The sequence below is a fragment of the Listeria monocytogenes genome, assembly GCF_900187225.1.
In the GTDB taxonomy this organism is placed as follows: domain Bacteria; phylum Bacillota; class Bacilli; order Lactobacillales; family Listeriaceae; genus Listeria; species Listeria monocytogenes.
Genome location: NZ_LT906436.1, coordinates 745,120 through 758,323 on the forward strand (window position 1 = coordinate 745,120; position 13,204 = coordinate 758,323).

The window sequence follows — 13,204 nt, forward strand, 5'->3', positions numbered from 1 at the left end:
GTTATTATTGAATGGTACTCTGGATGTGATAGTAAATAAAAAAAATTTCCAAGAACAATTGTTTATTCTTGGAAATTTCTTCGGTAATATACCAAACAGCATATCGTGGCTATAAAGTTTGAATGTTAATATGCGTTGCTTGTAGCAATGGACGGGTTCTCATACAATAGTGATAACAACTGAAAGAAAGGCGGTTATCTCTAATGTTAAACGAAAATATTAAAGCAATCAGAAAATCAAAAGGACTTTCGCAAGAAGAAATTGCCATCAAACTGAATGTGGTGCGACAAACAATCTCTAAATGGGAGCAAGGACTGTCAGTTCCTGATTCCGATATGTTAATCTCCATATCGGAAGTGCTTGAAACACCAGTAAGCACTTTGCTTGGAGAAACTGTTATGGTTTCAAAGGTTGATGATGTAAAAGCAATTTCCGAAAAACTGGAGATTATAAACTTACAGTTTGCTCAAAGAAAGACCGCCAGACGAAAAATGCTTTATTGGCTATTTGTCTCGTTGTGTGCCGTTATAGCAATAATTTCTGCGGTCTTTATAATACTAAATAGTCCTTACTTAGGTTGGGATTATAGTGATCCTGAAACTAGCGTTATCGGAGTAGCTTTTCATACATTTGAATGGTTGTTTGTCAGATTAGCACCGATTATCCTTATAGGAGGAGTCGTTGGAATTTTTCTAACGCGGAAGAACGTATAAAATCGTACTATGTTTGATGCTTTTGGGGATGAGTCAGGCTTCAAAATTACTGTTTGCAAAAAGGAACTGTAATTTTGAAGTCTGATGTGATTAAAAATAATTAGTATCGAGTATAACTTAATCAAGCTTTAGCAAAAAATGGACAGCCTATTTTTATTTAAATTGAGTCTTTTAAAGATAATTCAACGGGAACAATCTCTGTAATGCGTTTCTTTTGCTTAGGATTTTTAATAATAGTAATTAAATTATCTACGGTTATTTGAGCGATTTTAGGAATATTTTGTTTCACGCTACTCAATTTGGGAACAGTGTAATTGCACTGCGGGGTATCATCGAATCCGATTACTTTAATGTCATTTGGTATTTTTTTTCCGATAGTTGGCAAGAGGTTCAATAGCTCAAGCGCGATATTATCATTAATCGCAAAAATACCATCCATTGTTGTTACTTCATTGACAAAGGTAATAATGCTTTTTTGATAATTGTGTATTTGTAAATCTACTGTAAATTTGGAAACGTCAGGGTCGTAGCGAATATTATTTTTCTTTAAGGCGTCTTGAAAACCTTTGAGACGTTCTTTAGCTGAAGACGATTGCCTGCTATGCATAAATATAACAGGGGATTTCACTCCGGCATGAATTAATGCTTCCGTAGCTTCAAAAGCTCCTTGGTAGTGATTTGATGAAATGAAAATTGTATCTTTTTTATCTTTTGGTTGGCGGTCAATACATACATAAGGAATACCATTTTCGGCGTTGGTATATTTAAAGCCAAATTCATCTGCGCCTGAAATAACAATCAACCCATCCACCATTTTGCTCTCTAACATGTTTAAATATGCCATTTCTTTATCTAAATTACGGCCTGTATTACAAATAATAGTAGAGTAGCCTTGATCGAATAAAATAGCTTCAATTTGCTGAACAACGCTAGAGAAAAAATAGTTGCTAATATCCGGAACTAAAATTCCGACAGAAAAAGATTTATTCATGCGTAAGCTTTTTGCGCTAAAATTCATTTGGTAGTTGGTTTCTTTAATAACAGCCAGCACTTTTTCCCGTGTTTCTTCTGAAAAGCGGCCATTATCATTGATGACACGAGATACAGTTGCAACGGAGACGCCACTTAATTTAGCGATATCTTTTATGGATGTTTTTTTCATAGTATCCTCCTTCTATGAGTAAACGTTTTTATTTATTACTCTATTTTCGCACATTAATCATATATTATCAAATAGGGAAATTTTAAATAAAATATTGACACGATTTGAGAAAGGTGATATATTTAACTTGAAAAAGGTAAAACGATTACTCATATTAGTCTTATTTTTTTATTTGTTTAATGAGTAATCGTTATCTCAAAGGAGTGGAAAATTGATGAGCAAAAAACTGATTTGTCCTTCTATGATGTGTGCTGATTTTTCTGGCCTAGAAAGGGAAGTGGAAGAATTAGACAAAGCTGGAAGCGATGTTTTTCATGTTGATATTATGGACGGCGCTTTTGTACCAAGCTTTGGTATGGGGTTACAAGATTTTGAAGAAATTCGTCAAAAAACTCAAAAGTTAGTTGACGTCCATTTGATGATCATGAATCCAGGTGATTATGTGGAAATGTTTGCTGATAAAGGTGCAGATATTATTTACATTCATCCAGAAGCTGATTTACATCCAGCTAGAACATTAGACAAAATCCGAAATAAGGGGAAGAAAGTTGGTATTGCGATTAATCCGGGAACGGCGATTGCAACAATTAAAGAACTTTTACCATTAGTTGATAATGTGATGGTGATGACAGTTAATCCAGGTTTTGCAGGACAAAAATATTTGGACTATGTAGATGTGAAAATCGCAGAACTTGTCGAATTGAAAAAGGATTATACTTTTGAAATTATGGTGGATGGGGCAATATCTCCAGAAAAAATCAGCAAACTTTCTCAGTTAGGTGTTAAGGGGTTTGTGCTAGGAACATCCGCATTATTCGGAAAAAAAGAAAGTTATGCTGAAATAATCAAAAAGTTAAAACAAGAAAAGATGGAGGAATTACGATGAAAATTGCTATTGGAAATGATCATGTTGGAATCGAGCTTAAGCCAGTTATTGTTGCGTATTTACAGGATTTAGGTCATGAAGTAGATGATTTTGGTGCTTTCTCAAATGAACGAACTGATTATCCTGAATATGGTAAAAAAGTTGCAGAAAGTGTAGCGGCGGGAAAATCGGACTTAGGAATTTTAATTTGTGGTTCAGGAGTGGGTATTTCAATTGCTGCTAATAAAGTAAACGGAATTCGCGCTGTTGTTTGTAGCGAACCATACTCTGCAAAACTATCACGCGAGCACAATAATACTAATATTTTAGCTTTTGGTTCAAGAGTTGTTGGTGCAGAACTTGCGAAAATGATAGTTCAAAACTGGTTGGATGCAGAATTTGAAGGTGGAAGACATGCGAAACGCGTCGAAATGATTGCTAGAATTGAAGATGAAAATGATTAAGGAGGGGTTGTTATGGAGCAAGAAGTAACACGACTAATTAGTGCTTCTAAACAAGATTTTGAAAAGATGAACGGCAGAGACTTAAAACGCTCCATTTTTCAATCAGAAGGTAGAGTAATTATGGCGCAACATCTTTTATTTGCAAGTCAGGGTCTTGTCCGAGGGGTTACGAATACGGAATTATTAGCAGCATTCGGATCGGATATGATTATGCTCAATACATTTAACCTAGAAGATGAAAAAAGTAATTTAGGGCTTCAAGGACTTACCCTCGAAGATTTGAAAAAACGCGTGAACATCCCTTTAGGAATTTATCTTGGTTGTCCAGGTGAAAATAAGACTTCAGAAAACATTATTTATGATGCAGCAGGAATGTTAGCTACCGATGAACATTTATTAAGAGCAAAAGAAATTGGCGCAGATTTTATTGTTTTAGGTGGAAATCCTGGTTCAGGAACTTCTATTCAAGATATCATTGAAACAACAAAACGAGCACGGAAGTTGCTAGGTAACGATGTCTTAATTTTCGCTGGAAAATGGGAAGATGGTATTGATGAGAAAGTGTTGGGCGATCCACTTGCTAAACAAGATGCAAAAGAAGTGATTAAGCAATTGATTGATGCAGGCGCGGATGTGATTGATTTACCTGCTCCAGGATCAAGACACGGTATAAGTGTGCGTATGATTCAAGAGTTAGTGCAGTTTATTCATTTATACAAACCAGGTACACTCGCAATGACATTCTTAAATAGTTCAGTTGAAGGGGCGGATCAAGATACAATTCGTTTGATTGCATTGATGATGAAAGAAACCGGTGCCGATATTCACGCGATTGGTGATGGTGGTTTTTCTGGCTGTACGACACCGGAAAATGTTATGCAATTATCTATTTCACTTAAAGGAAAACCTTATACGTACTTTAGAATGGCAAGCAGAAATCGTTAAAACTATAAAAAGGAGTGAAAAAAATGGATTATCAAAAACTAGCTAAAGAGATTCTGGCTAATGTTGGCGGAGAAGAAAATGTGCGCTCAGTGGTTCACTGTGCTACACGACTTCGCTTCAAATTAGTAAACAAAGAAAAAGCAGACAAAAAACAAATCGAAAGCATATCGGGAGTTATTAGTGTTGTAGAAAATGCTGGACAATTACAAGTAATCATTGGCAATACCGTTGGAGATGTATATAAAGCACTGGGTTCTTTTACTAAACTAACAGATGATGGCGACTCGGAGATAGCAAAAGGGACAAAAGATTCAGATGGGAACTTTTTGAGTAAGGCAATTGATGTTATTTCAGGTATATTCACACCTATTTTGGGAGCGCTTGCAGGTGGTGGTATGCTCAAAGGATTGCTGATGATTCTTACTACTTTTGGATGGTTGACCGAATCAAGTGGTACGTATCAGATTTTATACGCGGCTGCTGATAGTGTGTTCTATTTCTTACCGCTTATTCTTGCTTATACTGCTGCGAGAAAATTTGGTGCTAATCCTCCGGTCGCGATTGCAGCAGCAGGTGCACTAGTATATCCTACAATGATTAATCTATTTAATGAGGGAGCTCATATTACTTTCTTACAAATACCAGTCGTATTAATGAGTTATTCTTTCTCCGTTATTCCAATTATCTTGGCAGTTTGGTTTTTATCTATTTTAGAAAGATTTCTTAATAGTAAAATTCATGAGGCAGCGAAGACCTTTTTAACGCCGATGATTTGCCTGATGCTTATCGTACCGCTTACATTCTTAGCGTTTGGACCTCTGGGTACGTTTATTAGTCAAGGTTTAGCTAGCGGGTATACATTTATTTATAACTTGAGCCCAATTGTAGCGGGTGCTTTTATGGGTGCGTTCTGGCAAGTATTAGTTATTTTTGGGATTCATTGGGGCTTTGTGCCAATCATGATTAACAACTTATCACGCTATGGGCGTGACACCATGATTGCGATGGTTGGACCATCAAACTTTGCTCAAGCAGGTGCATCACTTGGAGTATTTTTAAAAACAAAAAAACCGGAAGTCAAAGCTATTGCTGGTTCTGCCGCACTTACAGGCTTTTTTGGAATTACAGAACCGTCTATTTACGGGGTTACTTTAAAATACAAAAAACCATTTGTTATCGCGAGTATCGCCGGTGCAATTGGTGGTGCGATAGTTGGTGCAGCTGGGTCTTCTGGTGCAGCGAACGCTATCCCGGGAATTTTAACATTACCAATTTTTATCGGAAAAGGATTTGTTGGCTTTATTCTCGGAATTGCTGTAGCCTATATTTTATCAGCAATCGGCACATACTTCTTCGGTTATAAAGACGAGATGGCAGACGGAATTGCTCCAACTACAAAAGAAGCGAAAGAAACTGGCGTCGAAGCAGAAGTTATTGTAAGCCCTATTCGCGGCAATATTGTTCCGTTAAATGAGGTAAAAGATGAAGCTTTTTCAGCAGGGTTACTTGGAAAAGGTGTAGCAATCGTTCCACAAGAAGGTAAATTAATCTCACCAGTAAACGGCACTATCGAAACAGCTTTTCCAACAGGACATGCGATTGGAATTCGTTCTGATAAAGGGGTAGAAATTTTGCTTCACGTTGGCTTTGATACTGTTCAATTAAATGGGAAATATTTTAAATTACTTGTGGCTCAAGGTGATAGAGTTTTGGTAGGGCAAGCATTACTTGAATTTGACCTAGAAGCAATTAAGGCAGATGGTTATGATATTACGACTCCGATAGTTGTAACTAATACGGATGCTTACTTAGATGTACTCATCTCGGATCAAAAAACTGTTAATTATGAAGATACGCTATTAACACCAGTACTTTAATATCGAAGGAGGATAAAAAATGTTTAATTTGCAAAAAGGTTTTCCAGAAAATTTTAAATGGGGTAGCTCCACTAATGCGCAACAATTTGAAGGTGGCTATAAAGAAGGTGGAAAAGGGCTTTCGATTGCGGATGTGAGGGTTATTCCAGATATGCCAGACGAATCTGATTTTGAATCGTTCAAAACGGCTTCAGACCATTATCATCATTATAAAGAGGATATTGCTTATTACGGGGAAATGGGCTTCCAAATTTATCGTTTTACAATGGCTTGGTCGAGAATTTTCCCGAACGGAGACGAAACAGAACCAAACGATGCTGGAGTTGAGTTTTATAGTAATATGTTGGCAGAGTTAGAAAAATATAATATCGAACCAGTTGTTACTTTATATGCTTATGATATGCCGTTACAACTGCTTGAAAAATATAATGGTTGGCTAGATAGAGCAATTATCAAAGATTACCTACATTATGTAGAAACGGTCGTGAAATTATTTAAAGGTCGAGTGAAATATTGGGTTCCTTTCAACGAGCAAAACTTTATTTCGATTGATTCTGAATACATGAGTGGTTATCGTGCTAAAAATAAAGCAGAAGTTTTCCAAATTCAACATCATTTTAATTTGTGTTATGCAGAAGCAACGAAGCTTGTACACCAAATTGATCCAGATGCAAAAGTTGGTGGAAATATTGGTAACATTTGCCCTTACCCAATGACTTGCAAACCCGAAGATGTCGAAGCAAGTGACAAAGTAGCGCAACAGTTAGGTTATGCTTATGGAGATATTTATTTCAGAGGATACTATCCAAAATACTTCCTTAAAGAATATGAAGGCGTAGATTTTGAGCAAATCATTTTAGATGATGACTTAACTATTATCAAAAGTTCTGAGCCAGACTTCATGTCGTTAACATACTATATGTCGAGTGCGATTGAAGCAAAAGGCGAAGAGGAAGTTGTGGTAATGAACGGGATCAAAGCGCCAAACCCATATTGTGAAACAACTGAATGGGGTTGGACAATTGATCCATATGGTTTTAAACATTATTTGCAAGAGTTCTATCATCGCTATCAATTACCAATTCTAATTCTGGAGAATGGGATGGGTGCACGCGACGAAAAAAATACCGATGATACAATTGATGATACGTACCGAATTGATTATTTGGCTTCACATATTGCGCGTATGCAAGAAGCTGTTGAAGAGGGGTGCGAAATTATTGGTTATCTTACATGGTCCGCAACAGATCTTTATTCAACGCGTGAAGGTTTCGAGAAAAGATATGGCTTTGTTTATGTTGATAAAGATAATAGCTATAAACGTTTGAAGAAGAAAAGTTTCTATTGGTATAAAAAAGTAATTGAAACTAATGGAAATGATTTAAGTTATTAAATTAATATAAATCTCATATATCCAAAGAGTCCTTATCAATCCGGTAAGGGCTTTTTTTGTTGATCAAAAATTCTTCTTCTACAAGTTCGGTTAATAAATTGGATATGTTTGGCTGCGTTGTGCGGCAATATCTGGCAAGGACTGACTGGTTGATAAAGTTTGGTAATACAATTTCATTTCTTTCTTCATCTTCAGTGCCCATCTCTACCGCAAGATTTTCTAAAGCCATGTAAATCCGTTCTTTCGGCGTTTTGGCAATCATTCCAAGAAGTGCATAGTGGCGAGCGAAAACATCTGCAATACTCGTCAAAAGAAAATCATTTACATCCGGTTTGATTGATAATATGTTGAGTAAAAAGTCAGCATCGATTTTATAAAGCATAAGACTTTCACTCATGACCGTAATACTATGCTTTTTTTTCGGATAAGAGGAGAATGCATCAATTCCTAAAACATTATATGGAAGAACAAAGATGGAAATGTAGTTCGTTTTTCTTAAATTATCCTCTAATTCAACTGCAGCATAACCTTCCACGATAAAAAAGATACTTTTCGCTTTTTCATCTTCAAAAATAATTTTTTCATTTAATGTATAGGTTTTCTTCGTTACATATTTATAGTAGTCTGGAAATTCTTTTAAATATCCAAGTACGGTATCAAGTTTCTCTGGCATTATAGTGCCCCCTTATATTTGAATAATTACCACTTTATTATACGCTATTTCTTTAAAAAAAATATTATGAACAGTTTGTGACGTTATCTAGATTGGCTTATTGTATACATTTTTAATTAAAAAATTTTTTAAAAGCAATAAAAAAACCATTTTAGATATATTTAATGTATAAAAGGGGCGATTTTCATTTGATATAGTACATTCATAGCCAGTGTGACCCAGGTGGTACGGTGATACGGACAGACAGGCGAAAGGAGGAAATTATGAAGTTTGATGATAGTAAACCCATTTATAAGCAAATCGTTCATTATATTCATACAGAAATTGTTACAGGAACATACGAGGCTGGTGACAAGCTACTATCTGTTAGAGAGCTAGCAACAAAGTTAGAAGTAAATCCGACAACCATCCAGCGAGCTTATGCAGAACTGGAAGAAACGGAAATTATTTACACCGTTCGAGGTACTGGTAAATATTTGACAGAAGATAAGAGGAGAATTGAGCAATTGGAAAATGACATCGCAAAACAACTTACCGAAAATTTTATTAGTGAAATGAGTAAATTAGGAATTAATAAAGAAAAAATTATCGCTTGGGTGAAAAAAGTAGAGGAGGTAGAAGTAAATGTTAGTGGGAAATAATATCGCTAAATCCTATCCAAATAAATTAGTCTTACAAAATGTGGACTTCGAAGCAAAATCAGGCGACATGATCGTACTCACTGGTGAAAATGGTAGCGGGAAAACGACCTTGCTAGATATGTTAGCAAGCTTGAAGAAACCGGATAGTGGCACATTGGAATTAGACAATGAACTATTTACTACCAATGATATCCGCCAGCAAATCGCTTATTTAAATAATGAACTTTACGCTAAAAAAAGTACTACTATAGAAGATTTTATGAAACAACATGGTTTGCTTTTTGAAAATATTGAGTTAGATAAGTGGGACCGATTACTTGCTGGATGGCGAATTAATAAACGACTAAAACTTGGCGAACTATCAACAGGTATGTTAATGAAAGTGAAAATTGGTAGTGTTTTAGCAAGAAAAGCCAAATTGTATCTTTATGATGAACCTTTTGCGAGTATCGATATTATGGCTCGTTCAGAAGTAATGAAAGCTATTATTAGCGAAACAAATCCAGATGCTATCACGATTATTTCTTCCCACCATTTAGAAGGAACCGAAAAATTATATAGCAAACTGTGGTTAATTAAAGATAACACGTTACAAACTATTGAAACAGAAACTTATCGCGAGGAAACAGGCAATGCATTAATCGATTTCTATAAGGAGGAAATGAACAAATGACAAAAATGATTACTTTTTATTTAAAACAAATCAGTCCTATTCTTTTGATTGGACTTGCAATTATCTTGGGGCTGAACTTTCTGGGGTTCACGATGAATCTGCTAGAGGGAACGGATTTGCTTTTTAGAGCAATTCGAGGAACGACGGTGATAAGTTTAATTCTAGTTCTTATCACTACTTGGAAAATCACGAAACTCGATACATCGAAAGAAAACGTAACACTTGCTTCTCTTTCTAGATTTTCAGAAACAAAGAAATTTTTCGGAAAACTATTTGCTGCTTATTTATCAGCAATTACTGTAATTTTACTTCAAAGTGCCTTTATTTGGTATTACGGTTTTGAAACAGGAAGAATCGAAGCAGGAGATGCGTTATCATTTGTATCTGGAACGCTGATGATGTTTTTATTTATCGCCATGTTTGTTTGTTACTTTGTTATTCCGGTAGGGTGGTTAAAAGATCACGTGAAGGCGAGTTCCCTTCAGAAAGCAGCAGTTATTCTACTTCTCTTTGCTATCCTAATTGTCAATTTACTAGCTGAATACTACTTGCATATTTATAACAGTGCGGGGATCATTTCCATTTTACCTAATGGACACTTTGATATTTCCCTTCTATCTATTATTTGGAATGTAGGATTATGTTCAGTGATTGCAGGCAGTTACATCTATATGAAATCTAAAAAAATGGATACTATTTGAAAGTAGGAGAATAAATGTTAGAAGTTAAACACCTTAAAAAATCTTATAAGTTAGGAAAGAAAAACGAAACACCAGTTTTGAAAGATATTAATGTGACCATTCAAGACGGAGAATTTGCAGCAATTATAGGAAAAAGTGGTAGTGGGAAGTCTACGTTGCTAAATATTATTAGTGGACTTGACACTGATTATGAAGGGAAAGTTTTATACAACGGGGAGGATTTACAGGATATTGATTTAGATGCATATCATTTTAATCACATCGGCTTTATTTTTCAAAGCTTTCATCTAGTCAATCATATGTCTGTCGTTGAAAATGTAAAAGTTCCTTTATATTTGAATCCTGAATTATCAGAAAGCAATCGAAACGCGAGAGCACTTGATTTGCTGAAACAAGTTGGTCTAGAAGACTTTGCTAGCAAAAAACCAACACAACTATCTGGTGGACAAAAGCAAAGGGTTGCCATTGCAAGGTCTCTCGCTAATAATCCAGATATGATTATAGCAGATGAACCAACTGGAGCATTGGATAGCGTTACTTCAGATGAAATTATTAAACTGCTTAAGGATTTGGCAGCAAAAGATACAACCGTAATAGTTGTAACCCATGATTTAAACATTGCAGACCAAACCGATGCGGTATTACGACTAGCAGATGGAGAAGTAATTTCATTTGAAAGAAAAAAAGAGGTTGTCCAAAAAGTTACCCACAAAAATGAAAAAAAGTTAAGACTAAACTGGTGGGCTACTGCAAAAATTTCTTTTAAAAGTTTTTTCAATAGAAAATTCCGGAATTTACTTGTAGCACTTGGAACCTCGATTGGCATTATCGCTATTTTATTAGCATTTGGACTTGGAAATGGAGTGAATCAAAGTCTTTCAAAGATTTTTGGTACAACTTTTTCACCCAATCAGATTACGACTTATTATAAAGAAGATGGTGGCTCGAAATCACCTGAACCTACCACTCCATTAACGAGTAGTGAAATTAAGAAAATTAAGCAACTGTATGAAGATGAAAATATTACAGAAATATATGAACGCACTACTGTCCAAGGAATTAAGTTTGAATACGATGGCGAATATTTAAAAGGTATTTCTGGTGAAATGCAAGAAGCCAACTTTAAGCCATCACGCTATGAGGATTTAACTGTCAAAGATGAGTATCTTCTAAGCGGGAAAATGGTAACAAGTGATGAAACCGGAGCAGTTATCCCGTCAAGTGTAGCAAAAGCAATTCTTGGAAAAAAGGATTCTGATGAATTAACAAAAAGTGACGGTGATAAACTGATTAGTAAAAAAATAACCTTAGTTTATGCCGGAAGAAATAGTGACACAAAAAATACGGTCAAAATAGAAACAACCATTTCTGGTATTACAAATCCATCTAAAGAAGGTTTTGCTAGAGGATTTGATGTTTCCACAAAAACAATGAACGACTTTATTAAAACGACCGGTATTGAAAAACCGATTTTATCTGTAGATGCATTCACAAAAACGACAGCAGAAGCAGAAGAAATCGTTGAGAAATATGAGGATAACAAAGATTGGGCGAATTATTCGATTACAAACGCGAATGCTTTCGTAGATACATTTAGCCAGTTTACCGATATTATTGTGTACTTGATTGCCTTTATTGCAGGTCTTTCACTTGCAGTAGCTGGCGTGATGATTGCTATTGTGCTTTATATCGGTGTGGTGGAACGAACAAGAGAAATCGGTGTATTCCGAGCAATTGGTTATCGTAAACGCCATATTCGCGGACTTTTCATGATGGAAGCAAGTTATATTATTATTTTAGCTAATGTGCTATCAAGTCTTGTCGCTGTGACAATTGCAAAAATAGCTAGTCCCATTTTAGAAACGAAAATTGGCTTTGAAGATATGATTCATATTTCGTTCTGGAATTTCCTTGTTACACTCGCAATAACAATAACAATTGGCTTTATTTTCTCGATTTATCCAAGTAATAAAGCAGCAAAATTAGATGCAGCAGAAGCTTTAAGATCAGAATGACCCAACTAACAGAAAAGAGGAATTTAACATGAAAAAACCACTAAAAATCAGCTTAATCGTCGTAGGAATCGCCGTAGTCATATTTGCAGGAGTGATGCTATCCTACCGTTTTATTAAATCAATGGATGTTACTGAAAATGCTGAAATAAATAAATCAGCTACAGGAGATCATGTATTACTTGCAACTCAAGGTAGTAAATTCAAAGACAGTGTAATGGACCAAGTGAAAAAAGACATGGAAGGCAAAAACGTGCATGTTTCCATTATCGATACAACAAAATTAGACAAAGTAAAAGCAGATGATTATGACAAAGTAGTTCTATTCACTACAGTGCAGTCCGATGATATCCCAGAAAACGTATCGACTTTTATGAATGATAATAAAGATAAAAGTATCCATATTGCGGTAACAGCAGATTCTGGCCGTTGGGATGATAAACCGAAAGATATTGATGCAATTTCCGAAGCATCGAAAGCAGAAAACAAACAAGATTTCGTGGACGATTTGACAAAAGCAATCGTGGCGGAATAAGACTAACAGAAACACCCATCCTTAGGCAGTGGCTCATAAGGAAGTAAATGAACTTATTGATAGTGACAGCTAACAAACAGATAATGTAAAAGCGTAATATGATGGAATTAAAATTCCTCGTATTGCGCTTTTATTTTTTGACTTATTTTTCTAATTCGCGATAAAATCTTCCGTTATCCGTTATCCGTTATCCGTTATCCGTTATCCGTTATCCGTTATCCGTTGTCTTTTCTTTGCTAAGTAATTGCTATCAGTAAAATAACTATTATCAGGAATATGCTGGAAACGAGCAATCTGAAATTTCTAAGGGTAGTAATTCCTTTTAATTCTTTTTCTGCCAATTTATTTAGTAATGTTGAATAGTCTTCGCGATTTTTTTTAACCTCTTCAACAATTGTAGTGGTACTAATTCCAAAATTTAGTTTCGTTTTTTCATTGGTGAAATAATAGCAAATGATGATTATGATGGAAATACAACAGTATTTCATATTATTAACATTGAGACCTTAGTAACAAGTAACTTCCTCTTTGAAAATAAAGATGGTAAAAA

General features: G+C 35.3%; 13 protein-coding genes and 1 pseudogene. 11 read left to right on the forward strand and 3 right to left on the reverse strand.

Features of this window, described 5'->3' with window-relative positions:
• The first annotated feature begins 203 nt into the window (after positions 1-203).
• Positions 204-713 (forward strand): helix-turn-helix domain-containing protein, encoded by a 510-nt coding sequence (locus tag CKV70_RS03765; RefSeq protein ID WP_003721853.1) that lies wholly within the window; start codon positions 204-206, stop codon positions 711-713.
• Between the two features lie 157 nt (positions 714-870).
• Here CKV70_RS03765 and CKV70_RS03770 read toward each other — a convergent pair whose 3' ends face one another.
• Positions 871-1,875 (reverse strand): LacI family DNA-binding transcriptional regulator, encoded by a 1,005-nt coding sequence (locus CKV70_RS03770; RefSeq protein ID WP_014600615.1) that lies wholly within the window; start codon positions 1,873-1,875, stop codon positions 871-873.
• 214 nt (positions 1,876-2,089) lie between these two features.
• Here CKV70_RS03770 and rpe point away from each other — a divergent pair, with 214 nt between their 5' ends.
• Genes rpe through CKV70_RS03795 form a run of 5 tightly spaced genes read left to right on the forward strand, consistent with a single transcriptional unit; the run spans position 2,090 to position 7,419 of the window.
• Positions 2,090-2,761: a ribulose-phosphate 3-epimerase gene (gene rpe, locus CKV70_RS03775; protein ID WP_003721855.1), complete on the forward strand. Its 672-nt coding sequence runs from the start codon at positions 2,090-2,092 to the stop codon at positions 2,759-2,761.
• On the forward strand, positions 2,758-3,204 hold the full coding sequence (rpiB, locus tag CKV70_RS03780) for a ribose 5-phosphate isomerase B (RefSeq protein ID WP_003721856.1): 447 nt from the start codon (positions 2,758-2,760) through the stop codon (positions 3,202-3,204). The genes rpe and rpiB overlap by 4 nt, the downstream gene beginning before the upstream one ends.
• Before the next feature lie 12 nt (positions 3,205-3,216).
• Positions 3,217-4,149 carry a DUF7916 family protein gene (locus tag CKV70_RS03785; protein ID WP_003732901.1) on the forward strand — a complete coding sequence of 311 codons (933 nt, stop codon included), beginning with the start codon at positions 3,217-3,219 and terminating at the stop codon, positions 4,147-4,149.
• Positions 4,150-4,172: 23 nt separating this feature from the next.
• Complete coding sequence (locus CKV70_RS03790) at positions 4,173-6,026, forward strand: beta-glucoside-specific PTS transporter subunit IIABC (protein WP_003721858.1); 1,854 nt, start codon at positions 4,173-4,175, stop codon at positions 6,024-6,026.
• Positions 6,027-6,045: 19 nt separating this feature from the next.
• Positions 6,046-7,419 (forward strand): glycoside hydrolase family 1 protein, encoded by a 1,374-nt coding sequence (locus tag CKV70_RS03795; protein WP_014600616.1) that lies wholly within the window; start codon positions 6,046-6,048, stop codon positions 7,417-7,419.
• 13 nt (positions 7,420-7,432) lie between these two features.
• Here the strand turns inward: CKV70_RS03795 and CKV70_RS03800 are convergent, their stop codons facing one another.
• Positions 7,433-8,092: a Crp/Fnr family transcriptional regulator gene (locus CKV70_RS03800; RefSeq protein ID WP_010989554.1), complete on the reverse strand. Its 660-nt coding sequence runs from the start codon at positions 8,090-8,092 to the stop codon at positions 7,433-7,435.
• 263 nt (positions 8,093-8,355) lie between these two features.
• On the opposite strand from CKV70_RS03800, the gene CKV70_RS03805 reads away from it, so the two are divergent.
• The 5 genes from CKV70_RS03805 to CKV70_RS03825 are packed head-to-tail and all read left to right on the forward strand — an operon-like array spanning position 8,356 to position 12,654.
• A complete protein-coding gene (locus CKV70_RS03805; protein ID WP_003721861.1) occupies positions 8,356-8,733 on the forward strand; it encodes a GntR family transcriptional regulator in 378 nt (125 codons plus the stop codon).
• Positions 8,717-9,406: an ATP-binding cassette domain-containing protein gene (locus CKV70_RS03810; RefSeq protein ID WP_009925969.1), complete on the forward strand. Its 690-nt coding sequence runs from the start codon at positions 8,717-8,719 to the stop codon at positions 9,404-9,406. Before CKV70_RS03805 ends, CKV70_RS03810 begins: the two co-directional genes overlap by 17 nt.
• Entirely contained in the window at positions 9,403-10,107 is a 705-nt protein-coding gene (locus CKV70_RS03815; protein WP_010989555.1) for a hypothetical protein, read from the forward strand. The genes CKV70_RS03810 and CKV70_RS03815 overlap by 4 nt, the downstream gene beginning before the upstream one ends.
• Before the next feature lie 14 nt (positions 10,108-10,121).
• Entirely contained in the window at positions 10,122-12,122 is a 2,001-nt protein-coding gene (locus CKV70_RS03820; RefSeq protein ID WP_014600617.1) for an ABC transporter ATP-binding protein/permease, read from the forward strand.
• A 28-nt stretch (positions 12,123-12,150) separates the two neighbouring features.
• On the forward strand, positions 12,151-12,654 hold the full coding sequence (locus CKV70_RS03825) for a hypothetical protein (protein ID WP_003732907.1): 504 nt from the start codon (positions 12,151-12,153) through the stop codon (positions 12,652-12,654).
• Between the two features lie 201 nt (positions 12,655-12,855).
• Here CKV70_RS03825 and CKV70_RS03830 read toward each other — a convergent pair.
• A pseudogene (locus CKV70_RS03830) lies at positions 12,856-13,142 on the reverse strand (hypothetical protein).
• Positions 13,143-13,204: the final 62 nt, after the last annotated feature.

Coding starts and splice junctions, on each gene's coding strand:
- CKV70_RS03765 (WP_003721853.1), top strand. CDS start 204: ATGTTAAACGAAAATATTAAAGCAATCAGAAAATCAAAAGGACTTTCG.
- CKV70_RS03770 (WP_014600615.1), bottom strand. CDS start 1,875: ATGAAAAAAACATCCATAAAAGATATCGCTAAATTAAGTGGCGTCTCC.
- rpe (WP_003721855.1), top strand. CDS start 2,090: ATGAGCAAAAAACTGATTTGTCCTTCTATGATGTGTGCTGATTTTTCT.
- rpiB (WP_003721856.1), top strand. CDS start 2,758: ATGAAAATTGCTATTGGAAATGATCATGTTGGAATCGAGCTTAAGCCA.
- CKV70_RS03785 (WP_003732901.1), top strand. CDS start 3,217: ATGGAGCAAGAAGTAACACGACTAATTAGTGCTTCTAAACAAGATTTT.
- CKV70_RS03790 (WP_003721858.1), top strand. CDS start 4,173: ATGGATTATCAAAAACTAGCTAAAGAGATTCTGGCTAATGTTGGCGGA.
- CKV70_RS03795 (WP_014600616.1), top strand. CDS start 6,046: ATGTTTAATTTGCAAAAAGGTTTTCCAGAAAATTTTAAATGGGGTAGC.
- CKV70_RS03800 (WP_010989554.1), bottom strand. CDS start 8,092: ATGCCAGAGAAACTTGATACCGTACTTGGATATTTAAAAGAATTTCCA.
- CKV70_RS03805 (WP_003721861.1), top strand. CDS start 8,356: ATGAAGTTTGATGATAGTAAACCCATTTATAAGCAAATCGTTCATTAT.
- CKV70_RS03810 (WP_009925969.1), top strand. CDS start 8,717: ATGTTAGTGGGAAATAATATCGCTAAATCCTATCCAAATAAATTAGTC.
- CKV70_RS03815 (WP_010989555.1), top strand. CDS start 9,403: ATGACAAAAATGATTACTTTTTATTTAAAACAAATCAGTCCTATTCTT.
- CKV70_RS03820 (WP_014600617.1), top strand. CDS start 10,122: ATGTTAGAAGTTAAACACCTTAAAAAATCTTATAAGTTAGGAAAGAAA.
- CKV70_RS03825 (WP_003732907.1), top strand. CDS start 12,151: ATGAAAAAACCACTAAAAATCAGCTTAATCGTCGTAGGAATCGCCGTA.